We start from the raw sequence: 25356 nt of genomic DNA, 5'->3' as shown, positions 1-25356 counted from the left end.
CGTCGACTCCCGTGCCGGATCAGCCGGACTTCGTGAGCGCGAGGGCAGCGGCGAGCAGGCGCGGGTTCGCCGTGTCCAGGCACGCGAAGAACGGGTCGTCCGTGGTTCCGGCGAGGTGGCGGGTGTAGCTGGCCTCGAGCAGGAGCGCCATCTTCCACATCGCGAGGACCTGGTACCAGCGCAGATCGTCCATCGTGAGCTTCTGCTGCGTCAGCTCGGCGTAGATCTCGACGAGGCCGGCGCGGTCCGGGAAGCCCTCGCCGAGGGTGACCTCGCCGAGCAGCTCCGAGAAGACCGCGGCGGTCTCGGGGGAGTCCGGCCAGAAGGAGAGGAGGAATCCGAGATCGGCGAGGGGGTCGCCGATCGTCGCCATCTCCCAGTCCAGGACGCAGGTGACCCTGCTGGTCTCGGGGTCGACGAGGACGTTGTCGAGCTTGAAGTCGCCGTGGACGAGCGTGGAGGCCCGCTCCTCGGGCTGGTTCGCGAACAGCCACTCGCGGATCGGCGGCTCGTCGGCGAGGGGACGGACGCCCTTGGCGACGAATTCGTCCCGCTGGCCGGACCACCGCTTCAGCTGACGCGACAGATACCCGCCGGCGCGGCCGAGCTTGGCGGCCTCGAACGGCTCGATCGGCAGCGCGTGCAGCTCGGCGAGCGCGCTGACGAGCTCCCGGCCGACCGTCGCGCGCTTCTCCGGGCTGTCCAGCCATGGCGGCGCCTCGGTCCGGATGGCCTCGCCGGGCAGGCGCGTCATGACGTAGGCGGGTCCGATGCCGGCGGCGTCCCCGGTCTCGGCGATCGCGACGACCCGCGGCGTGCGGGTCGAGCCGACGTCGGCGAGCACCGTCAGCAGGCGTGCCTCGCGCAGCACATCGTGCGCGGACGCCGCGTACTCGCCCATCGGCGGGCGGCGCAGGATGTAGCGGTCCTCGCCCCGGCGCAGGGCGAACACGAGGTTCGAGTGCCCCGCGACGAGGGGCTCCAGCTCGATCGGCCCGTCCCCGGGCAGCACGCCGGGCAGCCAGGCGAGCACCTTCTCGGTCCACGCGGCGGTCAGGGCTGACGGATCGCTCATGGGATGCATGTATACCGACAGTCGGGGGGCTCCGCCTCCCGACCTCCCCCCGACGACCCCGACAGTCGGGGGGCTCCGCCTCCCGACCTCCCCCCGACCTCCCCCCGACGACCCCCCGGGGGATGCGCCCGACAACCGGCGGTCGGAGCCGAGGTGCGCCGAGTGTGCACTTGAGCACCGGTGCGGGCGGTGGGGTCGGGGCCGAGGTGCGCCGAGTGCGCAGATCGGCCCCGCCGGACCAGGTAGTCGCGTCACAAATACTCGACAACTAGACTATTGAGCCGTAGCGTTTGTGGACCGGAGTCGAGTGCGAGGGACCGCGTGAGCGTCGAGACAGCAAAACCAGCCGAGAAGCAAGCCCAGATGCCGCAGGCGGTCATCACCGACGAGATGATCGCCTCGATGCAGGCGAAGGTCGGCGCGAACCTGCGGATCGACCACTCGGTGAACAACGAACTGGCCTCGCGGATCGCGGTAACCAAGTTCGTCGGCGGGATCGGCGACATCAACCCGCTGTGGACCGACGCCGAGCACGCCACGGCCTCGCCGTACGGCGCGCCCGTGGCCCCGCCGAGCTTCATCATCGGCTGCTTCTCCGGCATCCAGTTCGGCTGGCCGGGGCTGGGGTCGTTCCACTCGGAGTCGACGCTGACCTTCCACCGCCCGGTCTACTGGGGCGACGTGGTCGACGCGTCCTGCGTGTACACCGGCTTCGACGGTCCGTCGCCGAGCAGCTTCGCCGGCCGCACGGTGACCGACAAGTTCTGCAACAGCTACCACAACCAGCACGGCGAGCTGATCGCGACGATCGAATGGAACGTCATCAACTTCGAGCGGGGCAGCGCCTCGCAGAAGCAGAAGTCCACGAACGCGAAGCCGCAGCCGCAGCTGCCGCACCCGTGGGCCGAGGAGGAGATCGCCGAGATCGAGGCGCAGGTCCTCGCCGAGCGCCCGCGTGGTGCGGAACCCCGCTACTGGGACGATGTGACGGAAGGTCAGGAACTCGACGTCGTCACCAAGGGCCCGATCGGGCTCACCGACGAGATCGCCTTCGTCGCCGGCGGCGGCACGCCGATCCCGCGGCTGAAGGCCCACGCCGCCGCGCTGCACGACTACGCCGCCCACCCCGCGTGGGCGTTCCGCGACCCGATCACGGGCGCCAAGGAGCCGATCTACTCGGTCCACTACAACTACCAGGCGGCGCGGGCGATGAGCGTCGCGTTCCAGTACGACGTCGGGTTCCAGCGCCAGTGCTGGCAGCTGCACCACCTCACGCACTGGTCCGGCGACCACGCCTGGATCAAGTCGGCGCACTCGGAGTACCGGAAGTTCGTGTACCTCTCCGACGTCGTCCGGCTGACCGGCACGATCACCGGCAAGCGGGTCGACGAGGACGGCGACCACGTCGTCGACATTCGGACCGCTGCCGTGAACCAGCGCGGCGAGACCGTGATGCCGGGCTGGGCCGTCGTGGCCCTGCCGGTGCGTGGCGAGGACGGCTCCCCGGCGGGGCGCCGGGCCCGGGCATGAGCGAGCGACCCTCCCTCGAGGAGTTCACTGCGGCGGCGCGGGCCTGGCTGGCCGAGCGTTACCCCGTCGCGGCGGCCGACACCGGCAAGCGCCGCTTCGTGTGGGGCGAGGGCAGCGACGAGATCCGCGTGTTCGCCGAGCCGGACCCCAGTTCGGAGGCGGACGCCGTCGACGCCATCCGGGCGTGGCGGGCGGGCCTGTGGGAGGCCGGCTACGGCTGGATCACCGGCCCGACCGAGTACGGCGGGGCCGGGCTCCCGGCGGCGTACCAGCGTGCCTTCGAGCAGGTCAGCCGGCAGTTCGACGTCCCCGGCGACGCGTCGCTGACCATCGGGCTCGGGATGATCGCGCCGACGATCCTTCAGCACGGCACGGAGGAGCAGAAGCAGCGCTACCTGCCGGCGCTCTACCGCGGCGAGAAGATCGCCTGCCAGCTGTTCAGTGAGCCCGGGGCCGGGTCCGACCTGGCCTCGATCAGCACGCGGGCGGTGCGGGACGGCGACGTCTGGCGGATCAGCGGGCAGAAGGTGTGGACCTCGGGTGCCCACCTCTCCGACATCGGCGAGATCATCTGCCGCACGTCGCCCGAGCCGCGGCACAAGAATCTGACGGCCTTTCTGGTCGACATGCATGCTCCCGGCGTGACCGTCCGTCCGCTGCGGCAGATGACCGGCGGCGCGGCGTTCAACGAGGTCTTCCTCGACGACGTCGTGGTGCCGGACACCGACCGGCTCGGCGAGGTCGGCGAGGGCTGGACAATCGCGATCACGACGCTCGCCAACGAACGCAACTCGCTCGGCAGCAGCTCGTTCGGCGGGGTCGGGATCCTCTCGACCGACCGGCTGGCCGGGCTGGTCCGGCACCAGGGGCTCGACGACGACCCGGCGGTGCGACAGCAGTTCGGCGAGGTCGTCTCGCACCTGCGCGCGGCGCGGTACGTCAACGAGGTGGTCGGGGCCCAGGCCCGGGCCGGTCGTCCGCCCGGCGCCGAGATCGGGCTGAGCAAGATCGCGCTGTCGGACAATCTGCGCCGGCTCGGCGACTTCGTCTCCGAACTGCTCGGCCCCGAGGTCGCGGCCGACACCGGGGAGTGGGGGACCTACGCCTGGTCGAGCCTCGTGCTCGGCGCCCCGGGCTTCCGGCTCGGCGGCGGGACCGACGAGATCCTCAAGAACACCGTCGCGCAGCGTGTGCTCGGCCTACCCCGGCCCAGCTGACCGAGACCGGAACGTCGGCGACGACCTGAGGGAGCATCAGATGACTGCCGAGCTCGTGCCCAGCGAGGACGAGCGCGCCCTGGCCGAGACCGTGCGCGACGTCCTGACCGACCTGTCGCCGATCGCGCAGGTTCGCGCGGACTTCGACTCCGAGGCCGGCTACGCCGCCACGGCGTGGAAGGCCCTGGCCGGCGACGTCGGGCTGTGCGGCCTGCTCGTCCCCGAGCAGCACGGTGGGTTGGGGCTGAGCTGGTCGGCGGCGAATGTCGTCCACCACGAGCTCGGCCGCGCCCTGTATCCGGGCCCGTTCCTGGCCACGTCGCTGGCGACCACCGCTCTGCTGGCGGCCGGGGCCGAGGCGGCCGTTCCGTCCGTCGCGGCGGGCGAGACCGTGGCGACGGTCGCGCTCGCCGACCGGCGCGGGAACTGGACCGGCGAGGGCGTGACGGCGACCGAGTCCGGCGGCGCCTGGCGGCTGACCGGCCGCCGGTGGCACGTGATCGCGGGTTCCGCGGCCGACCTCGTCGTCGTGCTCGCGCGTACCCCGGCCGGAGACGCCCTGTTCGTCGTCGAGCCCGGTGCCGCGGGCCGCACGTCCGCGCCCATGACCGGCATGGATCTGACGCGCCGTCTGGCGACGCTCGACCTCGCCGAGACCCCGGCAACACTGCTGGGGGAGCCCGGCGGCGCCGCGCCGCTGCTCGCGGTGGTCGGGCGGCACCTGCGGCTGGCCCTGGCCGCCGAGGCCGCGGGCGGGCTGGACTGGTGCGCGGGCACGTGCGTCGAGTACGCGAAGACCCGGCAGCAGTTCGGCCGCATCATCGGCTCGTACCAGGCCGTCGCGCACGCCTGCGTCGAGCTCTACGGGGCCGCGCGCTCCGCGCACGCCGCGGCGCGCTGGGCGGCCGTCGCGGCCGAGAACGGGGCGGGCGAGGCCGACCTCGCGAGTCACGTGGCCGCGCTGCGGGCGGGGGAGGACTACCGCGTCCAGACCGAGGCGGGCGTGCACCTGCTCGGCGGCATCGGCTTCACCTGGGAGCACGACATGCACCTGTACTACCGGCGCGCCCGAGCCGCCGGCACCCTCGTCGGGGGCGCTGCTGCCCACCGACTCGCCGTGGCGGACCTCGCGGGCCTTTGAGGGCCAGACTTCGGGGCCAAGAGCCCGTCAACCCGCCGCGCCGAGCGTGGCGCAAGCGGGAAAAAGTACCCCCAGGTCCCCCGTCCGGGTGACAAATACCCATTTCGGGCGATGTGACCCAGCGCACGCGAAGGCCAAGATTTTCTCAGCCACTTTCTTCGGATCTCCAGGCGGTCGGAGCCCGGAGTGGCGGCGTCCCGATGCGTGCGTGAGCGCGCGCCATTCACCCTGAGGAGATTCAGGTGCGGAGAGCGAAGAAGCATGGTCTGCTCGCCGTCCTACCCATCGTCGTGAGTTCGGCATTGATTCTCAGTGCCTGCGGCGGCGGTAGTGACGACGCGGACAACGCAGCACAACAGGACCCCGGCGCGGTTGCGGCCGACGTCGGGGCGGCGCCGGCCGATGCGTCCGGTGCGGCCACGGGCACGACCGACGCCCCCGCCGGCGCTGCCCCGGTCGCCGAGGGCGCCACGGGCGCAGCCCCGGTCACGGGTGACGCGGGCGCGGCCCCCGTCGCCGGCCAGAACAAGGGCCAGAAGGGCGCAGCGGCCAAGACCGGCACCAAGGGTTCGGCCGGTGCCAAGACGGCGAAGGCGGCCGACCTCAAGGGTCTGACGGCCATCGACACCGAGGCCCAGCGTGCGGAGAACGAGCGCATCGCGGCGTCCAAGAACGGTGCCACGGACATGGGCATCACCAAGGACAGCATCAAGATGGGCACCGTGACGATGCACGGCATCGCGCTCGGGAACCTGCTCGCCACCCCGCTGGTCAACGGCATCAAGGCCACCATGGCCTCGGTGAACGACCGCGGCGGCGTCCTCGGTCGCCGGATGTCCCTCGTCGACTGCGACGACGGTCCGGGTGAGGTCTCGCGCTCGAAGGCCTGCATCAAGAAGCTGGTCGGCCAGGACAAGGTCTTCGCCTTCCTGAGCTACTCCAGCTGGGCCTCGGCGTCGATCCACTCGGACCTGGCGCAGTACAAGATTCCGGCCATCGGTACCTGGGCGTACTCCCAGACCGAGTGGCAGGACCCGTACATGTTCCCGACCCACATGTCGATGATCCACGAGGCGATGGCCAACGCTCAGTGGGTCAAGAACGTCATCAAGCCGAAGACCTACGGCCTGGTCTGCCTGACCAGCCCGGAGATGCAGCTCTCGTGCAACGAGGTGCAGCGCATCCTCGACGACAGCGGCGCGAAGATGGTCAAGAAAATCGACGTGGGCATCTCGGAGACCTCGATGTCGGCGCAGATCCTCTCGATGCGCGCGGCGAACCCGGACCACATCGTCCACTACGTCATCAACCCCGCGACGATGACGAAGTTCATGGTCGAGGCCGCGCAGCAGGGCTACTACCCGCCCAAGGGCATCTCGGGTAACCACCTCGCGACGGAGATCCTGGGCTCGCTGTTCGGCAAGCACCCGGTCAACCGGTACTGGACGAACACGACCTACAAGCTGTGGGGCGCCGAGTTCATGGCGACCATGAACAAGTACGCCCGCGGCAACAAGGGTCTGAACCACCACATCGTCCAGGCCAGCTACGTCGGCGTCCTCGTCTTCGAGCGCGCCGCCAAGGCGGTCGGCCCGAACCTGACCCGTGAGCGCCTGATGGCCCAGCTCGGCAACGGCGACATCTACGCCGCCGACGCCTCGCTCGACCAGCGGTTCTCGTGGAGCAAGGCCGAGCGTGGTGGCAGTGGCACGGACCAGACCTGGAACCCGGAGAACGGCCAGGGTCACGAGTACATGTACAAGTACACGTCGACCAACACCGTCTCCAACCCGGACGGTTCCCCGTCGGGCTTCCAGCCGGACCCCGACCAGTTCCACATCTACACCGGCAAGTGATCGATCGCCGGTGATCCCGGCGTAGCAGCTCCGCACAACCCGGGGCGGGCACCGATTCGGTGCCCGCCCCGGTCGCGTGTGAGGCGCCGACGAGGAGGCGTGGGGAAGCGCGCGCCGACGAGGGCGCGTAGGGGGCCCGCTGCGGGCGCCGGAGGGCCGGTTCGGTCAGCCGGCGAGGAAGAGCGGGGTCGACTGCTGCTGGGCCGCCTCGTGCTCCTGCACGACCTGCATCAGCATGTCGAGCGGGACCGTCGTGAGTCGGCGGCGCTCGATGTCGGCGACGATCGCCGGCCACTGGTCCGGGTGGGAACGCAGATAGCGGCGAATGACCTGACTTGGCTCACGCCCGGGGTCTGAGCGGTGGCGCGGTTGGCTGACCTGCGGGTTCGTTCGTGGGAGCCGCAGAATTTGTGCACTAAGGCGGGCTTCTAGGCTCGCTGGATGGCCTACGTGCGGACGGTGAAGACGGCGTCCGGGGCCACCGCGGTGCAGATCGTGCACTCCTCGCGGCGGGGGTCGCGGGACATCGAGCACGTCGGTTCCGCGCATGATGACGCGCAGCTCGAAGCGCTCAAGGTCGCGGCGGCCGCGCGCCTGGCGGGCGGGCAGTCCGAGCTGGATCTGGGCAGCGCGTTGGCGGGCGAGGCCGGGACCGCGCAGCGGCCGCTGGAGATCGCCGGCTCGCGGATGGGGCATCTGTGGGACGCGCTGAACCGGGCCTTCGACGCCCTGGGCTTTCCCGCAGCCACCGGTGGGGACGAGGTGTTCCGTGACCTGGTGCTGGCCCGGATTATCGAGCCCACTTCCAAACAGGACGCGCTGCGGGTCCTGGACGAGGTCGGGGTGCCCTCGGCGTCCTACGCCACCCTCAAGCGTCGCCTGCCGGAGTACGCGAAGGACTCCTGGCGCGACGGGCTCGCGGCGGCCTGCGCGAAACACGCGGCACTGGGGCCGGCTTCGTTGGTCCTCTACGACGTGTCCACGCTGCACTTCGAGGTCGACGCCGGTGACGGGTTCCGTGAGCCGGGGTTCTCCAAGGAACGCCGCCTGGATCCGCAGATCACCATCGGGCTGCTCACCGACGCGAGCGGGTTCCCGCTGATGCTGGAGGCCTTCGAGGGGAACAAGGCCGAGACGCACACGATGTTGCCGGTGATCACCGCGTTCATGACGGCCCATCAGATCAAAGACGTGATCGTCGTCGCGGACGCCGGGATGATTTCCGCGGCCAACCAGCTCGGGATCGAGGCCGCGGGCCTGTCCTTCATCCTCGGCACCCGCATCCCCGACATCCCTTACGTGGTCAGCCAATGGCGCCGGCAGAACCCCGACGCCGAGATCCCAGACGGGCACGTGTTCACCCAGCCCTGGCCGGCCAGCTCATTGGAGAAGGAGCGCGGCCGCCGGGACCAGACGATCTACTACCAGTACAGGGCCGACCGCGCCCGGCGCAGCCTGCGCGGGATCGATCAGCAGGTGGCCAAGGCCGAGAACGCTGTCGCCGGGAAGGCCTCGGTGAAGCGGAACCGGTTCATCACCTTGACCGGAGCGAGCAAGAGCGTGAACCGGGACCTGGATGCCAAGGTCCGCGCTCTGGCCGGGATAAAGGGCTACACCACCAACATCACCAACCCGTCCCCGGAGTTCGTGATCGGCGCCTACCACCAGCTCTGGCGGATCGAGAAGTCCTTCCGGATGTCCAAGCACGACCTGCGGGCCCGCCCGATCTACCACCACAAGCGCGAGTCCATCGACGCGCACCTGGCCATCGTCTTCGCCGCCCTGGCCGTCACCCGGCTCATCGAGGCCCGCACCGGCTGGTCGATCAAGAAGTTCGTCCAGACCGCCCGGCGCTACCGCACCGTCCAGATCCGCGCCGGCCAACACCTGCTCACCGCCGAAGACCCGCTCCCGGCCGACCTACGCAATGCCCTCGCTCAAATCGTCTGATCCGAGGTGCGCACTAATTTGAGCCAACTCGGGTAGCAGCTCCGCACAACCCGGGGCGGGCACCGATTCGGTGCCCGCCCCGGTCGCGTGTGAGGCGCCGACGAGGAGGCGTGGGGAAGCGCGCGCCGACGAGGGCGCGTAGGGGGCCCGCTGCGGGCGCCGGAGGGCCGGTTCGGTCAGCCGGCGAGGAAGAGCGGGGTCGACTGCTGCTGGGCCGCCTCGTGCTCCTGCACGACCTGCATCAGCATGTCGAGCGGAACCGTCGTGAGACGACGGCGCTCGACGTCGGCGACGATCGCCGGCCACTGCTCGGGGTGCGAACGCAGATAGCGGCGAATGAACGCGGTGACGCTCCGGCGCAATTGCCGCAGAGCGACCGCGTGCCACTCCTCGGTCGGGTGCAATTCCTCGAGCCGCTCGAGGATGTCGAGGCGCTGCGTGACGTTGAAGTCGTAGGACGGCGACTGACGCGACATCGACCCGGGGACGACGGCGCGGTAGTAGGTCGCGTTCGCGTCCAACGGACAAATGCGGATCTTCAGCGGGTGCCGCATGAAGAAGCGGATGTAGAAGGCGATGTCCTCGCCGTTCCGCAGTTCGGGGTCGAATCCGACCTCGCGCGCCAGGGCGGTCGGCATCATCTTGCCGACGCTGTAGGTCAGGGCGACCGGAATTTCGCTGATGTGCAGGGTGCGGCCCGCGAGTTCGAGCTGCCGCGACATGCGTGTGTCGAAGTTCGGGGCGACGCCGTTGCCGTGGACGTCCGCGAGGTGCGCGAGGCCGACCGTGTCCGGGGCGCTGCAGGTCAGCAGCCCCGCCAGGTAGCCCGGCGAGACGGTGTCGTCGTCGTCCACGAAGGTGACGTAGCGGCCGCGGGCCATCGCCATACCGGCGTTCCGGGCGCGGCCGAGTCCGAGGGCCGAGTACGCCAGGTGGCGAATGATCAGATCCGGGTGTTCTTCACGGATCTCGTTGATGACCTTGATCGTGTGATGCCGCGAACCGTTGAGCACGACGACGATCTCGAAACGCGACTTCGCCAACGTCTGCGCGGCCAGAGCGCGCAACATGCCGCCGATCTTGGTGGCGCCTTGATAGCTGCCAATGATCACAGAAACGTCGAGTTCGTCTGCAGAAACCCGATCGTTATGATCGAATAGCGGGAGAGCGCGGGAGATCAATTCGATACCTCCCTCACTCTGGGCCGCCCTTCTGACGGCAATACCGGCCGAATACTAGCGTGAAAAGGCTCCGGATCCCGATCCGCTAATCTGTCGGGATGCTCACAGCGCTACCCACTTCCGCGTGACGGCAATCCCGTCCGCCGTGCGCACCCTTCCTTCCCTGCCGGGCCGAGCGCTGGTCATCGCGCCGACGATCGAGCGTGCCGCCGCGTTCGCCATGGGGTTCGACGACGTCGTCGCCGCCACCCCGGACGAGTTGAGTGACGTTCTTGCTACGGAATGTCACGACTTGTCCGTGGTGGGTATTGCCGGCTTTCCAGCCCGTGGGGGGCAGTTGGCGGGCATCGTCCGGCACGTCCTGGACGGGTGCCCTGGCAATGTCGAGATTGTCCTGGATGTCGCGGGTTCGCTCCAGACACAATTGAGCGACAACAGCGACGCGCTCCGTGGCCTAACCGTTATCGAGGGCCTTACCGTCGCCGGCGTGCCGTGCCTGCGCTTCGAGCGGGCGCCGCTGCGGGAGTCGGTCCCGGACGTGAGCGCCCTGCTGGCCGAGGTCGACGTGCCGGCGGTCCCCGCGGCCACGATGCTGGAGCTGCGGGCGGAGGTCGCGCACCTGCGGTCCGCCCTGGCGTCCGCCCAGGAGCAGTTGCGCGCCCACGAGGCGGTGAGCAGCTCCCCGGCACCCCCGGCCCGGGACGGGATCCTCAGCCGCGGTGGCCGGATGCTGTTGGCCTGCGCCGGGGCGATCGTCGTCGTCGCGGCGCTGGTGCTCGCCGTCAGTGAGGCCTCGTTCGTCGAGGTGGTGGTGTCCGCCGTGGGCGCCCTGGTCCTGCTGCAGCTCGTCTACGGCTGGCGCGGTGTCGAGCGCGGCCGCTCGAACACCGCCAAGCTCGCCCAGGAGATGCTCACCGTCCGCCAGCAGATGACCGAACTGCAGAAGGTGATCGGCGGGCTCAACGCGCGCCTGCAGCAGATGGAGAACAACCTCGCCGTCGCGACCGCCACCTCGGCGGACACCGCGCACGCGGTCGCCACGGTGCAGGAGCGGCTGCGCGGCGGGCTGCCGCCGTTCGGGAACTGAAGTCCGGGAACTGCCTCGGCCGATCCGGGGGCCCGGTGCCCTAGCATCCACTGCGATGAGCGCCTGGGTGGGTCGAGACGTCCTCGTGACGGGTGGTTGCGGGTTCATCGGCTCGCACCTGGTGGAGGCACTCCTGGCGGAGGGCGCGCGGGTCCGGGTTCTCGACCTGTACAACGCGGCGAACTCGCGGGGGTTCCTCGAGGGGCTGTCCCACCCGGACCTGGACATCCGGCTCGGTGACGTCTCCGACCAGGAGTTCACGCGGGACGTGGTGGCCGGGTGCGACACGGTCTTCCACCTCGCCGCGCTGATCGGGATTCCCTACTCGTACGTGGCTCCCGGCCACTATGTTCGGGTCAACGTCGGCGGCACGCTGGCGGTGCTCGAGGCCGTCCGACGCGAAGGGGTGCGACGGTTGATCCACACCTCCACCTCCGAGACGTACGGCACCGCGCAGTACACGCCGATCGACGAGAAGCACCCCGCTGTCGCGCAGTCGCCGTATGCGGCGACCAAGGTGGCCGCGGACCAGCTCGCCGGCAGCTACCACCGCTCGTTCGACGTGCCGGTCGTGACCATCCGTCCGTTCAACACCTTCGGGCCGCGGCAGTCGATGCGCGCGGTGCTCCCGACGGTGATGGCGCAGGCGTTGTACGCCGACGAGGTCAAGGTCGGCTCGGTCGAGCCGCGGCGCGACATGACGTACGTGTCCGACACCGTCAACGGCTTCCTGCTGGCCGGGGCGGCGGAGGGCCTGGAGGGCGAGGTCTACAACCTCGGCACCGGCGTCGCCCACAGCGTGGGCGAGATGATCGAGATGGTGTTCGAGGTGACGGGGGAGCGGAAGCCGGTCCGGACCGACAGCGAGCGGGTCCGCCCTGAGCGCAGTGAGGTCGACGAGCTGCTGTCCGACTTCAGCCGGGCCCGGGACGCGTTCGGCTTCACCCCGCAGGTGTCGTTCCTGGAGGGGCTGCGCCGGCTGCGCGACCACGTTGCGGAGAGCCGGCCCACCGACCCGACGAGCTACACGGTCTGACGATGCGTGCCTTCGTCCTGGCCGGCGGCCTCGGTAACCGCCTGCGTCCGCTCACCATCGTCATCCCGAAGCCGCTCGTGCCCGTCGGGGAGTTCTCGATCATCGAGATCCTCGCGAAGCAACTGGCTGCGCAGGGCTTCGACCGCATGACGATCGCCGTGGGGCACCTCGCCTCGCTGATCCACGCGTACTGCGGTGACGGCAAGGCGTGGGGGATCGAGATCGACTACGTGCACGAGGACGAGCCGCTCGGCACGGCCGGCTGCCTCTCGCTCGTCGAGGACCTCACCGACGACCGTGTGCTCGTGCTCAACGGCGACATCCTCACCAACGTGGACTTCGCCGAGGCCTACCGCGCCCACGACCCCGCCGACGGCGCGACGATCTTCGCGAACCAGCGGTCGGTGGCCGTCGACTACGGCGTGCTCGAGAGCGACGGCGACGGTTATCTCGCCGAGTACATCGAGAAGCCGAAGCTCTCCTACGCGGTGAGCATGGGCATCTACGTCATCTCGGCGGACGTCATCTCCGGGTTCGTCCCGCCGGGGCAGCGCCTCGACATGCCGGATCTGATGCGGGCTCTGATGAAGTCCGGGCGGCGCGTCCGGGTGGTCCCGAGTGACGCGTACTGGCTCGATCTCGGCGCGATGGACGACCTGAACGCGGCGACGGAACGCTTCAACGAGGATCCCTCGTTCTTCCTGCCGTGAGAGTGCTCGTGACCGGCGCGGGCGGGATGCTCGGCCGGCACCTGGTTCCCGTGCTGCGGCAGCACGGCCACGAGGTGGTGGCCGCCGACCGTTCGGACGGTGACCTGGGCGAACCGACCGCCGCCCGGCGGGTGGTGCGGGACGCCGCGCCCGACGCCGTCGTCCATCTCGCGGGTGGGCCGGGCGAACGGCCGGAGGAGATGCGCTACGCGAACGTCGACACCGTGCGGAACGTGCTCACCGCGGCCGGGGAGACGGGGCGTCCGCACGTCGTCGTGATCGGCTCGGCGGCGGAGTACGGCGACGGGGAGCCGGCGGGCGGGCTGATCGGGGAGGACGCCCCGCTGCGCCCGGTGACCGAGTACGGCCGGGCGAAGGTGGCGGCGACCGTGCTCGCGACCGACCTCGCGCAGAGTCTCGGGATCCCGCTGACGGTCGCGCGGCCTTTCAACGTGGTCGGGGCCCGGCCGCCGGCCCGCACCCCGCTGGGGAACCTGAGTGCCCAGTTGCTCGCGCAGGACGGCCCGGAGCGACTCGTACGCTGCGGACGCCTGGACGTGGTCCGCGACTTCGTGCCGGCGACCTTCGTGGCTGAGGCGCTCACGGCGCTCGTCGAGGGTCGTCACCTCGGCGTCGTCAACGTCTGCTCGGGGATCGGGACGACTCCCGGCGAGGTCCTGGCGGCGATGGGCGCCGTGCTGGGGGTCGAGGTCCGGGTGGAGCCTGTGCCCGAACTCGTGGCCCTGCCGGCCGCGGACCGGGTCGTCGGGGACCCGGGTCGACTGGCTGCCCTCGGCGTGCGCTGCCGGCCGACGAGCCGCGACCTGGCGGAGCTGTGCCTCGGAGGCGGGCAGGCCTAGCGCGCGACCCAGGGGTGCGGGAGCGCGTCCAGCTGGGGCGGCGGCGCGAACCCGGCGGTCCGGGGGACCTCGGCGTCGAGCCAGAACTGCGAGCCGGTCGCCGGCGTCCAGGTGTGCCCCTGGCCGCGGTAGTACAGGAAGCCGAGGTCGTGGATGCCGTAGATCCAGCCGCCGGACTCACGGACGGCCCGGATCAGGTGGGCGTCCTCCCCGACGGGGACCGCGGGCCAGCCGCCCAGAGCCGTGAGGTCGTCGCGGGCGAGCAGCATCGTGCCGCCGTGGACCCAGGTGGCGGCGGCCTCGGTCGGGTTCTTGGTCCAACGGAGCGTGGCGTCGGCGTCGGCGACGTAGAGGTGGTAACCGCTCGAGCCGACCAACGTCGCGCCGCTGTGGGCGTGGGCCTGCACCAGGTCGGTGACGTGGTGGACGCCGTACCAGTCGTCGTCGTCCATCTTGGTGACGAGGCGCCCGCTGCAGCGTTCGAGCCCGGCCTGCAGGGCGCGCCCGAAGACGACGTCCGCGGGGACCTCGACCACGGTCAGCGGCCGGCTGAGCGACGCGGTCGCCGTGGTGACCGCCGGGTCGTCCGCGGCCGCGCCGTGCAGGACGAGGATCACCTCGAGGCGCGGATGGTCCTGGCGCTCGACCTGCGCCAGCGCGAACGACAGCAGTTCGGGGCGGCGGGTCGCCAGCACGACGCTGACGGTGGGCCCGGCGTCGCCGGTGCGGGTCCGCCAGTAGGCGTCGGGGGAGAAGCGCCCGAGCGCGGTGCGGCGGGTCGACACGGACCAGGCCTCGCGGGCGAGCGGATCCTCGAGCTGGCTCGGCGTCAGATCGCGCAGCCGGGCGGCGAGGTCGGGCCCGAGTTCCTCGTCGAGGTCGGCCGTCAGGTCGGGGGCGCAGACCGGGACGCCCGCGCAGCTCAGCTGGGAAAGCACGCGGGACAGACCGGGTGCGGAGACGTCGGCGACGCGGACGGCGGCGAACTCCCGCAGCGACCGGATGTGATTTTCCGTCAGACCGACCAGAGGGTCGAGTGCACCGAGAGTTCCGGTCGGGCCCTGCAGGAGCAGGCCCTCCGGGGTCGCGACGACGTCGGCGAACCCGGCAGCGTCGGCCCGGAACCCGGCGGGGGAGCAGAACGCCGTGTCGACCGGCGGCAGGCCGGCGCGCTCCGGGCCCAGCACGAGGTCCGGCGCCGGGAGCGGGTCGGCCGCATCGGCCTCGCGGGCCACCGGGACGTGGGGGAGCCCGAGAGTCCAGGACAGGGCCCCCGGGTCGGTGACGGCGGCGCGGAGACCCGGTGCGCCGTGGCGGCGGCCGATCTCCTCGACCGGGGACAGACAGGCTCGGACGAGGGTGGCGACCGCCGCCGGCTTCGTGAGCTCGACCTCGATCTGGAGCGGTTTGCGGGTCAGCCGGGTGCTCGCGACCGCCCGGTTGCCGACGAGCGCCGGCGGCCGGAGGGCCCGGGGCCGGTCGGTCCGCGTCACGGTGAGGCGCAGCCGGGGAGTGCGGCCGGCGTGAGCGAGCCAGGGGAGCGCCCGGCGGAGCTCGGTCAGGGACCCGGCGCGAACCTCGACCTCGGCCCAGTCCTGGGCGTGCCCCGGGCCGAGGGTGTTGAGGTCGACAGCCGTCCAGCCGTCGGTGGCCGGGGTTGCCGTCCCCGCGCTGACCAGCAGTTTCGGGCCGGCGGACGGGGTAGCCGCCGGGTCGACCGGCGGGGCGGACCGTCGGACCTTGTCCGCCACGGAGCGGAACCGGGCCATGGGGCAAACCCTAGGGCACCGGACCCCTCCGGACGGGCACAGCGGGACTCGTCCGGACGGTTGGACATCCCACCCATGTGGGTCATTTCGGGCCGCTGCGCTGGCGCGGACGGCCCAGGCTTGTCACAGTCGAGGAAAGGCGTCTTTCACCGGGCGTCCTTCGTAGTCTGTGACCGCACCGGGGGAGCCCCGGTTCTGCTCCGAAAGGGCCCCCTGTCATGAAGCGATCTCTGGTCGGTGCCTCCACCGCCGGTGCCCTGGCGATCACCGGCGCCCTGTCCCTGGCGACCGTCGGTGGCGCCTCCGCCGGCGAGACCGCGCCGCAGCAGCAGGAGTCCGTGACCGTCAAGGCCGCGGAGAGTGCGGCCGTCCAGACGTCGGCGAAGAAGAAGTGGAAGCTGGTCTTCAGCGACAACTTCTCCGGCAACAAGCTCTCGTCGAAGTGGTACACGTACCCGACCGGCCCCTGGGCGGGTCGCACGTGCGCGACCGCCGCGCCCTCGATGGCGAAGCCGAAGAACGGCAAGCTGCAGGTGCGCGCGACCGTCAACAAGAGCAAGGCCGGCACGTCGCAGTGCAAGAAGTTCTTCTACAACGGCCAGATCGCCTCGACGAAGGCGTTCCGCTACGGCAAGTTCGAGGCCCGGATCAAGTACCAGTCCTCGCCCGGCGTGGGCGGCGCGTTCTGGCTGCTGCCCGGCAAGGAGAACCCCACCGACGTCTCGCCGAGCAACCTGGCGGCCTACCGCGGCGGCGAGGTCGACATCGCCGAGTACTTCGGTGACCGCTACAAGCCGGTCGGCAGCATGTACCACTTCGTGTACTGGCCGAAGCAGACCTCGGGCGGGGTCAAGACCATCAAGACCGGTGGCGTGCAGCCCGGCTCGAAGAAGGCGCTGAAGGGCAAGCTGCCCTCGAAGGGCTTCCACACCTACACGCTGGAGTGGACCCCGAAGAAGTACGTCTTCAAGATCGACGGCAAGGTCACGGCCACGATCACGAAGGGCGTGTCGAAGCGGAAGCAGTTCATCCTGTTCAGCATGCTGACGTCCGACTGGATGCTGCCGCTGCAGAAGAGCAACTCGATGCCGGCGACCATGCAGGTCGACTGGGTGAAGGTCTACCAGAAGAAGTGATCATCTGCCTCTAGGCTGACCCGCAACTCACGGGGAGGCAAAGAGTGAAGGTCAGGGCTTCCGGGCTGTTCGTCGTCCTGCTGTTGCTGCTCGGCCTCGCCGCCTGCGGCGGCGGGGGCGACGAGAAGACGGCGGTGGGCGAGGGCCCGCCACTCGAGGTCTCCGTGGAGCCGCGCAAGCCGCTCGCCGGTGAGACGGTGGCGATCACCGGCAAGGCCGGACCGGCCGGCCGTGCGGTCAACCTCGAGCGCCTGGCGGGTTCGGCCTGGGAGCAGGTGGAGTCCACGACCTCCGGCGAGGACAACAGCTTCCGCTTTCAGCTCGAGCCCGGTTCCGAGCCGACAACGTACCGGGTCGTCGCGGTCAGCACCGGGTCGAACAAGACGCGGATCTCCGAGCAGGTCGAGCTGCGGACCTACGACAGCGGCGGCACGCTGCTGATCCGGCCCGCGATCGGACTGCGCCCCGACGGCAAGACCGAGCTGGTGCCTGGCGTCGCCGCGTTCACCCCGTCCCGCAAGGGCGCGCCGGTGGTCGTCGAGAGCAGGACCAAGGGCGGCTCGTGGTCGAAGGTCGCCTCCGGGCAGCAGGACGAGAACGGCGAGTTCGCGTTTCGCCTGCCGGCGTCCGCGGACGCCGACACCGAGTATCGCGCCCGGAGCGAGGGCGAGAACAAGGCCGAGGAACTCGTCACCGCCGTCGTCCGCGGCACGCCGTGGAAGTTCGTGTGGGGCGACGAGTTCGACGGGACCGAGCTGAAGCCGCACTGGCGGATGTGGACCTCGTACCGGCCCTGCACGGTCAACGACCCGTCGCAGAACAAGGTCAAGGGCGGCGTCCTGGAGATGTTCGCCAGCTGGGACACCTCGAAGAAGCCCCTGAAGACCGAGAAGTGCAAGGACGGCCAGTTCCTCACGAGCCAGATCGGCACCGACCAGGCGAAGAACTTCACCTACGGCATCTTCGCCGCGCGGATGAAGGTGCACCCCAACGACGGCGTCCACTCGGCGTTCTGGCTCTACCCGGCGCCCGGGACCGGCCCGGCCAGCCCCGCGCCCGACGACCCGGCGGAGAAGGGCGCGGAGGTCGACATCGTCGAGTACTTCGGCGACGACTTCGGCAACGGCGACTACCACAGCTACGTCTACTGGCCCCGCCGCGAGGCCGACGGGACGATCACCAACGTCAAGACCGGTGGCGGGCAGAAGAGCGGCCAGCTCCTGCCGAAGGGCCGGTTCCCGTCCCAGGACTGGCACATCTACTCGGTCGAGTGGACCCCGACCGAGTACATCTTCCGGATGGACGGCATCGAGACCTCCCGCGTCAAGGTCGGCATCTCCCACCGGGAGCAGGCGATCATCCTGAGCATGCTCGCCTCCGCGTGGGAGACCCCTCGCCTGGACGACGACAGCCTCCCGACCAGCATGCTCGTCGACTGGGTCCGGGTTTGGCAGCGGGACGAGAAGCCCGCCCGGTAGCGTCAGCGCTCCATGACGTCTGCAGCTCCTGGCTCGCCGCGGTTCTCGATCGTTTCCGCGGTCTACAATGTCGCGCCCTACCTCGACGATTTCATCGCGTCGATCGAGGCTCAGACGTTTCCCCTGGACCGGGTGGAGGTCATCGCCGTCGACGACGGCTCGACCGACGACTCCCTCGCCCGGCTCCGGGCCTGGGGCGAGCGCCGGCCCGGACTGGTGACGGTGCTGACGAAGACCAACGGTGGCGCTGCGTCCGCTCGGAACCAGGGGATGCGGCAGGCCCGGGGGGAATGGATCACCTTCACCGACCCCGACGACATGATCGCCCCGGGGTACCTGACTGCGGTCGACGAGTTCCTCCGGGCGAACCCGAGCGCCGACCTCGTGGGATGTCGGCGCACCCTCGTGCTGGAGCCCTCCGGCGAGCGCGCCGAGCATCCGCTGGACCACCACTTCGCGCTCGGCGACCGGCTGGTGGATCTCGACTCGTCCCCCTCTCTGTTCTACGGCAGCGCGCCCTGCGCCTTCCTGCCGCTGAGCCGGGTGCATGAACTCGGGATCGAGTTCGACGAGGAACTGCGGCCGAGCTTCGAGGATGCTCACATGTTGGGCCGGTACCTCTTGGCGGTGGGCGCCCCGCAGGTCGGCTTCCTGGCCTCCGCCGAGTATCTGTACCGACGGCGCAGCGACTCGACGTCGGAGGTGGTCTTCACCGACCCCCGGCGCTACACGACCGTGCCGCGGCGGGGTTATCTCGACCTGCTCCGCCGCGCGGCCGAGCGTCCGGCCGGTGTCCCGTTGTGGCTGCAGAACCAGGTCATCTACGACCTGTCGTGGCTGTTCTCCTACGAGGATCGGCAGAGCGGTGGCGGTGGTGGACCCCGCGGCGACGTCGCCGCCGAGTTCCACGCCCTGATGGCTCAGATCGTGAGCCACCTCGACGCCGAAGTGATCGAGAACTTCAACGCCCGCCCGTTCCCGTACCTCTGGCGGGAAGTCCTCGCGCACGGCTACTCCACGGACCCCTGGCGCCCCACGTTCGTGGTGCGCGACCGGAGGGACCGGCGGGCCCAGCTCGACCGCATCCGGTACCGCTACACCGGCGATCTGCCGGCGGAGGAGTTGGTCGTCGACGGCACGGCCGTGGCCCCGGTTCATGCCAAGACCCGGGACCTGGACTACTTCGATCGACTGATGCTCCGCGAGCGGATCGTGTGGGTGCCGAGGGGCGAGGCCACCGTTTCCCTCGACGGTGCGCCCGTCGAGCTGCGCGGGTCGGACCCGCGACCGCCGCTCCGTGACAAGCCGCCGGGCTGGGTGAAACCGAAGGCTGCCAAGAAGCGCTTCCCCTCGCAGGACGAACTCCTGCGGCGCCTCGCTCGTACCCGGGTGGCCCGGCACTACCTGCGCCAATCCTGGGTGTTGATCGATCGCGTGCACGACGCGGACGACAGCGGCGAGCATCTCTTCCGGTGGATACGGGAGAACCGCCCGAAGACCAACGCATGGTTCGTCATCGAGAAGGGCACGCCGGATCACCAGCGGTTGCGCAGGGAGAAGATCCGCCGGGTCATTCCGTACGGTTCCCTCCGGTGGAAGTTGCTCATGCTCAACTGTGAGCACCTGATCTCGTCGCACGCGGACGCCGCGATCACGAACCCGGCCGCGCTGAAGTCCCTGATTCCGTCGCCGACGTGGCGGTTCACCTTCCTGCAGCACGGCGTCATCAAGGACGACCTTTCAGGCTGGCTCAACCCCAAGAACATCTCGGTGTTCGTGACCAGCACACCGGACGAGTACGAGTCGGTCTGTGGCGACGGAACCCGGTACGTCTACACGACGAAGGAGACGGTCCTGACCGGCCTCCCACGGTTTGACCGCGTTCGCGAGGCCGGGCTTCAGGTGGCGCCGGAGGCGCGTGATCTCATTTTAATCGCGCCCACCTGGCGGAACTGGCTCGTCCGACCGGTCGCCGTGGGATCGCAACGGCGGGTCGCGGCTGACGGATTCGCTGAGACCGAGTTCGCCACCCAATGGCGCTCGTTGATCGGCGCGCCGGAACTCGGCCAGTTGGCGGCGGAGACTGGGCTGAAGGTTGCAACGTTGCTCCACCCGAACCTGGAGGCCGTGGCCGACGACCTGCGCCTGCCAGATTCCGTCATCCGTTTCTCCTTCCAGGACCAGGATGTCCGCGAACTGTTCGCCCGTGTCCGCGTGCTCGTGACGGATTACTCCTCGATGGCCTTCAACGCCGCCTACATCGACCGTCCTGTCGTGTACTTCCAGTTCGACGCCGATGCGATGTTCGGCGGAGCCCATGTAGGTCGGCGGGGGTACTACGAGTACTCGTCGCAGGGGTTCGGTCCGGTGACTCACAAGCTGGACGAGGCTGTGGCCGCTATCGTCGACACAGTCCGTCGCGGACCCTCCCCAGCCGAGGAGTACCGGCAGCGGATCGGTGCGGCCTTCCCAACTCGTGATGGCCGGTGCTGCGAGCGCGTTTTCGACGCGATCCAGTCGTCGGCCCAGGGCAGCTCCCTGTCGACCCCTTCTCGAGCTTGATCGAAGCCAATAGGGTCTCGTCCACCATCGCGCCCCGCCGGGGGTGTCGACGGCGAACAGGAGGGAATGACACTCCGAACAACGCTCAGGAGGGCACGTTGAGTCTGCCGAAACAGCTTCGGGGTGCGTACGTGTTGGCGCGGCGTGACGGAGGCCGCGCCGTCGTGGACGAGCTGCGCCGACGGGCGGCGCTGACGATCTATCCCGACGTCCTCGCGGCGGCGGACCGGGCACGGCGTGCAGAGCGCCAAGCCCGGGCAGTGACGCGGCGCGACCGGCAGGCGCCGGCGAAGCCCGCGGCAGTGATCCCGACCGCGACGGACGTGGCGCTCGACCAGGCGATCGCCTTCTTCGCGCGACGCGAACGTACTTACGAGGCTCTGGCAAACGCCGTGTCGCCCTACCTCGACCGCTCCGGCACGGTCCTCGATGTCGGGGCCAACATCGGTTACTTCGTCACGACCCTGGAGCGCGTGCTCGGGTTCCGCGGCACGGCGCACCTGTTCGAACCGGTGGAGCACCTCGCCGGTCTGAGCGAGCAGTACTTGGCCTCGGCGGGATTCGCCTGGACCGTTTATCGGGTGGGGCTCGGCGACGCAGATGTCGAGACCGAGATCCACATCTCGGCGAACGGCAACCTCGGGTGGAACACCCTGGTCTCGGAGCAGGCGCAACCCGATATGCGGCGTCAACCGGTCTCGATCCGACGATTCGACGGCCTGGGCATCGAGGAGCGTCCTTCCTTGATCAAGATCGACGTGGAGGGAGCGGAGTACCGCGTCCTCCAAGGGCTGCTTCCGTCGTTGGAGAAGTGGGACCCGAAGCCGGTGATCCTGTGCGAGATCGGTTGGGGATGCCATCACCCTGCATGGGAGGAGGAAGTTGCCATGTTCCGGGCGCTGGAGCAGATCGGTTACCGCACGCTGAACCTGGCCGGCGAGCCTGTCGAAGTCAGCAACATCGATCGCACGACGGATGTTCTGTTCGTTCCGTCCTCGGTACCGAACTGACGGAACGTCAGGAGCTGTACGGCTGCGCCGACTCTTTGATCGCAGCGACGACACGGGCTCGATTCTGACCATCCCGCATCGGGAACGCAGCCTCCATTCGCCCTAGGTAGTCGGGGGCCGGGTCCGGCCCCCGGTCGAGTGCTTCGCATACGGCACCGATAGCGCTCGATCGGTCGGTCGTCACGGGCCCGAAGCCGTCCCGTCGGTACTCGAAGTAGCCCAGCCGCCCCAGATGACCGCCGGCGAAAACCCTCTCGTGATCGAACTGGAAGTACACGACCGGCCGCAGCAGAAAGGCGCCGTTGAACGCCATTGAGGAGTAGTCCGTGACGAGGACACGGGCGCGGGCGAAGTGCTCCCGCGTGAGACCGCTCGCGAAGCGCAGGGGCTTGATGTACGAAGGCAGGTCCAGCGCCGGCGCCAATCGTTGCAGATTGTGGTGCAGGAGCAAACCGATCTCGAGGTTGCCCTTCTCCGCGCGATCCCGGAGCTCGGGAGCGGTGAGCAGTGCCCGCCACTCCACGGCGAACTCGGACTTGACGAAGGCGGCCGCCGCCTCTTGAAATCCGTCCGGTCCGGATCCCGGGTTCAGCCAGTTCCGCCACGTCGGCGCGACCAGGACGAGGTTGCGCTTCTCTCCCGGCCAGGCCTCTCCGGCGCGGCGCAGCAGGTCGAAGCGTGGCAGTCCGGTCATCCTCACTTCCTTCTCTGTCAGCCGGTACGGAGAAGGATCGCCGGTCACCGACGCATGCTCGGCCGGTGTGCTTGTGATCATGAGATCGATGTGCTTCGTGTTCAGCCAGGCCGAGATGTCATCGCGAATGACGCCGTGCTGGAGAAACGTGAAACGCCACTGGGGGCGGGGAAGGATCGGCAGGATTTCCGGCGGGCGGACAATCGGTTCGTCGATATGGGACGAGATCAAATGGGCGCAGTTGAGCATCAAGAGTTTCCACGTCGTTGATCCGTGGGCGACGACGCGGCGGTGGTATGTCTTGCGCAACCGTTCGTAGTCCGGTGACGCCGCGTCCACCACGAACCATGCGTTGATCTCGCGGTGCTTCCGCCGCAAGTAACGGAAGAGATGCTCGGCGCTGTCATCGGCTTCCGTAATCCTGTCCATCAGGACCCAGGCGTCAAGGAACGTCCGCTTGACGGGGGCCGACTGACTCAAGCGAACCAGCGCGTCGGTCCGGAGTTGCTCCGGGTTGAGAAGGTCGCGGGCTACGACCGGCTTGCCCGTCGGCACATGACGGGTCAACCAACCTCGTGGCGCTGACCGGAGTTCGCTCGCCGGGTCTTTCAGTTTGATGGCGAGATCTCGGCCGTTCACGCTCACGCGCAGAGCGCCTAAGGGTAACCACGCGATGCGTTCGAACAGCAAGGTTCGCTCGAAGTACGTGATGGACCGTGACTTCGCGGCGACAGGTTCCGTTGGCGCCCCCTCCACGTAGTAATCGACTCGAGGCAGGGCACCGGTGTACCGGAAGGAGACGCGGACGAGTCCCTGCTGCTTGTCGCGCCAGTCCACGGTCACGTAGTCCTGATGCCAGGGCGCATCCGAATATCCGTGCAGCAGTGCGTCGCGCCAGTCCGGCTTGAACGGCCGGAAAGAGAACGAGCTGATGCGGTCGGGGTCGATGTGCACGAGCAACTGCGGGAGCAACCGGTGAAACTCGTCGGCGACCTCGCCGTGGGCGGCGTTCTCAGCGGACGTGAAGCGGTCCTCCGAGTCGAAGTACCACCACAGCTCGTAGAGCACGAAGGTCTGGAGCCATCCCGGGACGGAGCCGAGCTTGGCCTGGGCCGTCTTCAGAAGATCCAGGTATCCGCGCTCCACCACGGTTGTGTATCGCCCGGGGTCGAGGTCTGCTTTCGACAGCGTCGAACTGGCGTCGGCGCGCTTGCGGTACGTGTACTTAGCGTTGGAAGCGAAGCCAACGATGGGACGCTTCCGCTGCAGGAGATAGCGACTGCAAAAGTGCCCGTCCTCAAATCGCGGCCTGAGCTCCTCGTCGAACCGGAGGCCGGTCTCGTTCAAGGAGTCCAGCAGGAAGAACGCCGCGGGCGCGCTGCCGTGAAAGTAGTCCGGATCGGTGGTCAGATCCCGCACGTGGTTGCGGTTGCCGAACTGGCGGGCGAGCGGGTGCGGTGCAGTCTTCCCCGTCTTCTCGATGTAGTTGATGCGGTTCGTGGCGACCATGTAGATCTCGGGGTTGGTCGTCAGGAACTTGTCGACCCGCTTGAGGTAGGCCGGGTCGAGGATGTCGTCCGGGTCGGGAAAGGTCACCCACTCGCCGGCCGCGACGTTCAGACCGCGGTTTCGCGCCGATGACTGGCCGCCGTTCGGTTTCGACAGGACCTTGGTGTGCTCCGGATTCCGTCTGGCCCAGGCCTCGAGCTTGGCGAGTGAGCCGTCCGTCGACCCGTCATTGACGAGGATGACCTCGTAGCGCTCTCGAGGAAAGGTCTGCTTGTCCAAGGACTGCAGGAATTCGTCGAGATACTGCTCGACGTTGTAGACCGCGACCACCACAGAGAACCGGTAGCGGGGGAACAGGTTGTCACCTTGGTCCACGAATGCGCCTTAGCTCCGAAGCGGGGGCAGAACGACCCCAGGGATGGGAAAGGTCAACGACTACGAGCCTGGAGGGCGGCGGCTTTGCGCTTGGCCCGAAGCGCCAACCGCTTCGATCGACGCAAGGCTTTCTTCGCCACTCGGACTGCTTTTTCCGGGCCGGTCTTCGGCGCGGCGGAACGCGCCGGAGTCGGCTTGGGAGTGCTCGGCGCCGACTCCGCCTGGCGCTGCGGTTGAGCCTCGGTCGGCAGCACCGCGGTCGAGGTGAAGCGGGCCAGGGCGGCGCGGAAGGGTCCGGGGCCATCGAGCAGTTCGCGGCGCAGCAGGACGACGTTGTGTTGGTGGGCGTATTCGAAGTCCCGCGCAACGGGAATCAGGCCCAAGTCGTAGAGGAAGGAGAGCGTCTGACTGCGAAGCCAGTGCTCTTCGCCCCAGTACGCCTGGTCCTCGACCTCGACGATGACGACGGACGCGTTGCTGAGCAACTTGGTCGCGCCGGGGAGTACGAGTCCACAGCCGCCCTCGACATCGATCCAGACGGCCGAACGCATTCCGAGATCGGCTGCGAAGAAGTCGTCGAGCGCGACTGCGGGGACTCGGACCTCCTCGAAACCGTGCTCGCGGTCGCGCGCCGACTTGGTGCGCTTGAGGAGCGAAGCCTCACCGTTGGCGATCGGCGCGCCGCGTTCGTCACGGTGGACGTTGATGATCACGTCGCCAGAGGAGGTCGCGGCGGCGAGGTGGTGGTACTCGATGCCCTTACCCGCTAGTCGCGTGGAGTTGTTCTCGTACGTGTAAGGGCTGGCTTCGAACGCGACGACCCGGGCTTCAGGGAACCAGGCCTTTGCCCGTGTGCTGGCGGCGGCCTCCCGTGCACCCACCTCGATGAACAGCTCGATCTCGGCCAGGTTCGCAAGGTCGAAGAAGAGCCGCGAGAGAATCGTGCTCGATCGCTTGCGGTCGGCCGGTTGATCGAGATTGAACCGTGCGGCGGTCGCTCGCATCGCCAGGTCGGAACTGTGCAGGATCGCCTGCTTCAACGCGTCCAGCGGTTCGGTCTGCATGTCCCCAGCTTAGGGTCAGCCGAGGTGCGTCTCACGCCCGGCGAACTACCGGTCCTAGGGCGTGTTGATCAAGTGATCTGAGGGGAAGTTCGGCCAGGCTCGGGGTCATGGTCAGG

At 69.1% G+C, this 25356-nt stretch carries 18 protein-coding genes; 13 read left to right on the top strand and 5 right to left on the bottom strand.

The window, feature by feature from the left end:
- Positions 1-19 precede the first annotated feature (19 nt).
- Entirely contained in the window at positions 20-1075 is a 1056-nt protein-coding gene (locus ABD401_RS18415; protein WP_344607412.1) for a phosphotransferase family protein, read from the bottom strand.
- A gap of 363 nt (positions 1076-1438) precedes the next feature.
- Between ABD401_RS18415 and ABD401_RS18410 the strand changes: the two genes are divergently transcribed.
- From ABD401_RS18410 to ABD401_RS18390, 5 genes are all read left to right on the top strand, one after another.
- Positions 1439-2605 carry an FAS1-like dehydratase domain-containing protein gene (locus ABD401_RS18410; protein ID WP_344607410.1) on the top strand — a complete coding sequence of 389 codons (1167 nt, stop codon included), beginning with the start codon at positions 1439-1441 and terminating at the stop codon, positions 2603-2605.
- Positions 2602-3822, top strand: coding sequence for an acyl-CoA dehydrogenase family protein (locus tag ABD401_RS18405; RefSeq protein ID WP_344607408.1), 1221 nt, complete (start codon positions 2602-2604; stop codon positions 3820-3822). The genes ABD401_RS18410 and ABD401_RS18405 overlap by 4 nt, the downstream gene beginning before the upstream one ends.
- A gap of 40 nt (positions 3823-3862) precedes the next feature.
- Positions 3863-4963, top strand: a complete 1101-nt coding sequence (locus ABD401_RS18400) for an acyl-CoA dehydrogenase family protein (protein ID WP_344607406.1) — start codon at positions 3863-3865, stop codon at positions 4961-4963.
- 242 nt (positions 4964-5205) lie between these two features.
- The gene (locus ABD401_RS18395; protein WP_344607404.1) at positions 5206-6819 is read left to right on the top strand and encodes an ABC transporter substrate-binding protein; all 1614 of its coding nucleotides are present in this window, start codon (positions 5206-5208) and stop codon (positions 6817-6819) included.
- A 441-nt stretch (positions 6820-7260) separates the two neighbouring features.
- Positions 7261-8769, top strand: coding sequence for an IS1634 family transposase (locus ABD401_RS18390; RefSeq protein ID WP_425566200.1), 1509 nt, complete (start codon positions 7261-7263; stop codon positions 8767-8769).
- A 176-nt stretch (positions 8770-8945) separates the two neighbouring features.
- On the opposite strand, the gene ABD401_RS18385 is transcribed toward ABD401_RS18390, so the two are convergent.
- Entirely contained in the window at positions 8946-9881 is a 936-nt protein-coding gene (locus ABD401_RS18385; protein ID WP_344607402.1) for a glycosyltransferase family 2 protein, read from the bottom strand.
- Positions 9882-10437: 556 nt separating this feature from the next.
- Between ABD401_RS18385 and ABD401_RS18380 the strand changes: the two genes are divergently transcribed.
- Genes ABD401_RS18380 through ABD401_RS18365 form a run of 4 tightly spaced genes read left to right on the top strand, consistent with a single transcriptional unit; the run spans position 10438 to position 13643 of the window.
- Positions 10438-11037, top strand: a complete 600-nt coding sequence (locus ABD401_RS18380) for a hypothetical protein (protein WP_344607400.1) — start codon at positions 10438-10440, stop codon at positions 11035-11037.
- A gap of 55 nt (positions 11038-11092) precedes the next feature.
- On the top strand, positions 11093-12073 hold the full coding sequence (locus ABD401_RS18375; protein WP_344607398.1) for a GDP-mannose 4,6-dehydratase: 981 nt from the start codon (positions 11093-11095) through the stop codon (positions 12071-12073).
- 2 nt (positions 12074-12075) lie between these two features.
- The gene (locus ABD401_RS18370) at positions 12076-12783 is read left to right on the top strand and encodes a sugar phosphate nucleotidyltransferase (RefSeq protein ID WP_344607396.1); all 708 of its coding nucleotides are present in this window, start codon (positions 12076-12078) and stop codon (positions 12781-12783) included.
- A complete protein-coding gene (locus ABD401_RS18365; protein ID WP_344607394.1) occupies positions 12780-13643 on the top strand; it encodes an NAD-dependent epimerase/dehydratase family protein in 864 nt (287 codons plus the stop codon). The genes ABD401_RS18370 and ABD401_RS18365 overlap by 4 nt, the downstream gene beginning before the upstream one ends.
- Here ABD401_RS18365 and ABD401_RS18360 read toward each other — a convergent pair.
- Positions 13640-15412 carry a glycosyltransferase gene (locus ABD401_RS18360; protein WP_344607392.1) on the bottom strand — a complete coding sequence of 591 codons (1773 nt, stop codon included), beginning with the start codon at positions 15410-15412 and terminating at the stop codon, positions 13640-13642. The two genes, ABD401_RS18365 and ABD401_RS18360, sit on opposite strands and share 4 nt — an antisense overlap.
- 218 nt (positions 15413-15630) lie before the next feature.
- On the opposite strand from ABD401_RS18360, the gene ABD401_RS18355 reads away from it, so the two are divergent.
- From ABD401_RS18355 to ABD401_RS18340, 4 genes are all read left to right on the top strand, one after another.
- Entirely contained in the window at positions 15631-16548 is a 918-nt protein-coding gene (locus ABD401_RS18355; protein ID WP_344607390.1) for a glycoside hydrolase family 16 protein, read from the top strand.
- A 44-nt stretch (positions 16549-16592) separates the two neighbouring features.
- Positions 16593-18026 (top strand): glycoside hydrolase family 16 protein, encoded by a 1434-nt coding sequence (locus ABD401_RS18350; protein ID WP_344607388.1) that lies wholly within the window; start codon positions 16593-16595, stop codon positions 18024-18026.
- A 12-nt stretch (positions 18027-18038) separates the two neighbouring features.
- Positions 18039-20588 (top strand): bifunctional glycosyltransferase/CDP-glycerol:glycerophosphate glycerophosphotransferase, encoded by a 2550-nt coding sequence (locus tag ABD401_RS18345; RefSeq protein WP_344607386.1) that lies wholly within the window; start codon positions 18039-18041, stop codon positions 20586-20588.
- A 164-nt stretch (positions 20589-20752) separates the two neighbouring features.
- Complete coding sequence (locus ABD401_RS18340; protein ID WP_344607384.1) at positions 20753-21598, top strand: FkbM family methyltransferase; 846 nt, start codon at positions 20753-20755, stop codon at positions 21596-21598.
- A gap of 7 nt (positions 21599-21605) precedes the next feature.
- Here the strand turns inward: ABD401_RS18340 and ABD401_RS18335 are convergent, their stop codons facing one another.
- On the bottom strand, positions 21606-24176 hold the full coding sequence (locus ABD401_RS18335) for a bifunctional glycosyltransferase/CDP-glycerol:glycerophosphate glycerophosphotransferase (protein ID WP_344607382.1): 2571 nt from the start codon (positions 24174-24176) through the stop codon (positions 21606-21608).
- Positions 24177-24229: 53 nt separating this feature from the next.
- A complete protein-coding gene (locus tag ABD401_RS18330; RefSeq protein ID WP_344607380.1) occupies positions 24230-25240 on the bottom strand; it encodes an FkbM family methyltransferase in 1011 nt (336 codons plus the stop codon).
- Positions 25241-25356 lie beyond the last annotated feature (116 nt).

Source organism: Sporichthya brevicatena, from assembly GCF_039525035.1.
GTDB classification, from domain to species: Bacteria; Actinomycetota; Actinomycetes; order Sporichthyales; family Sporichthyaceae; genus Sporichthya; species Sporichthya brevicatena.
The sequence above is the reverse complement of the archived record's forward strand: the minus strand, read 5'-3'. Positions and strand labels throughout refer to the sequence as shown.

Bases quoted from the DNA above. Each gene is read 5' to 3' on its own strand.
- ABD401_RS18415 (WP_344607412.1), bottom strand. From the start codon at position 1,075: ATGAGCGATCCGTCAGCCCTGACCGCCGCGTGGACCGAGAAGGTGCTC.
- ABD401_RS18410 (WP_344607410.1), top strand. From the start codon at position 1,439: ATGCCGCAGGCGGTCATCACCGACGAGATGATCGCCTCGATGCAGGCG.
- ABD401_RS18405 (WP_344607408.1), top strand. From the start codon at position 2,602: ATGAGCGAGCGACCCTCCCTCGAGGAGTTCACTGCGGCGGCGCGGGCC.
- ABD401_RS18400 (WP_344607406.1), top strand. From the start codon at position 3,863: ATGACTGCCGAGCTCGTGCCCAGCGAGGACGAGCGCGCCCTGGCCGAG.
- ABD401_RS18390 (WP_425566200.1), top strand. From the start codon at position 7,261: ATGGCCTACGTGCGGACGGTGAAGACGGCGTCCGGGGCCACCGCGGTG.
- ABD401_RS18375 (WP_344607398.1), top strand. From the start codon at position 11,093: ATGAGCGCCTGGGTGGGTCGAGACGTCCTCGTGACGGGTGGTTGCGGG.
- ABD401_RS18370 (WP_344607396.1), top strand. From the start codon at position 12,076: ATGCGTGCCTTCGTCCTGGCCGGCGGCCTCGGTAACCGCCTGCGTCCG.
- ABD401_RS18360 (WP_344607392.1), bottom strand. From the start codon at position 15,412: ATGGCCCGGTTCCGCTCCGTGGCGGACAAGGTCCGACGGTCCGCCCCG.
- ABD401_RS18355 (WP_344607390.1), top strand. From the start codon at position 15,631: ATGAAGCGATCTCTGGTCGGTGCCTCCACCGCCGGTGCCCTGGCGATC.
- ABD401_RS18345 (WP_344607386.1), top strand. From the start codon at position 18,039: ATGACGTCTGCAGCTCCTGGCTCGCCGCGGTTCTCGATCGTTTCCGCG.
- ABD401_RS18330 (WP_344607380.1), bottom strand. From the start codon at position 25,240: ATGCAGACCGAACCGCTGGACGCGTTGAAGCAGGCGATCCTGCACAGT.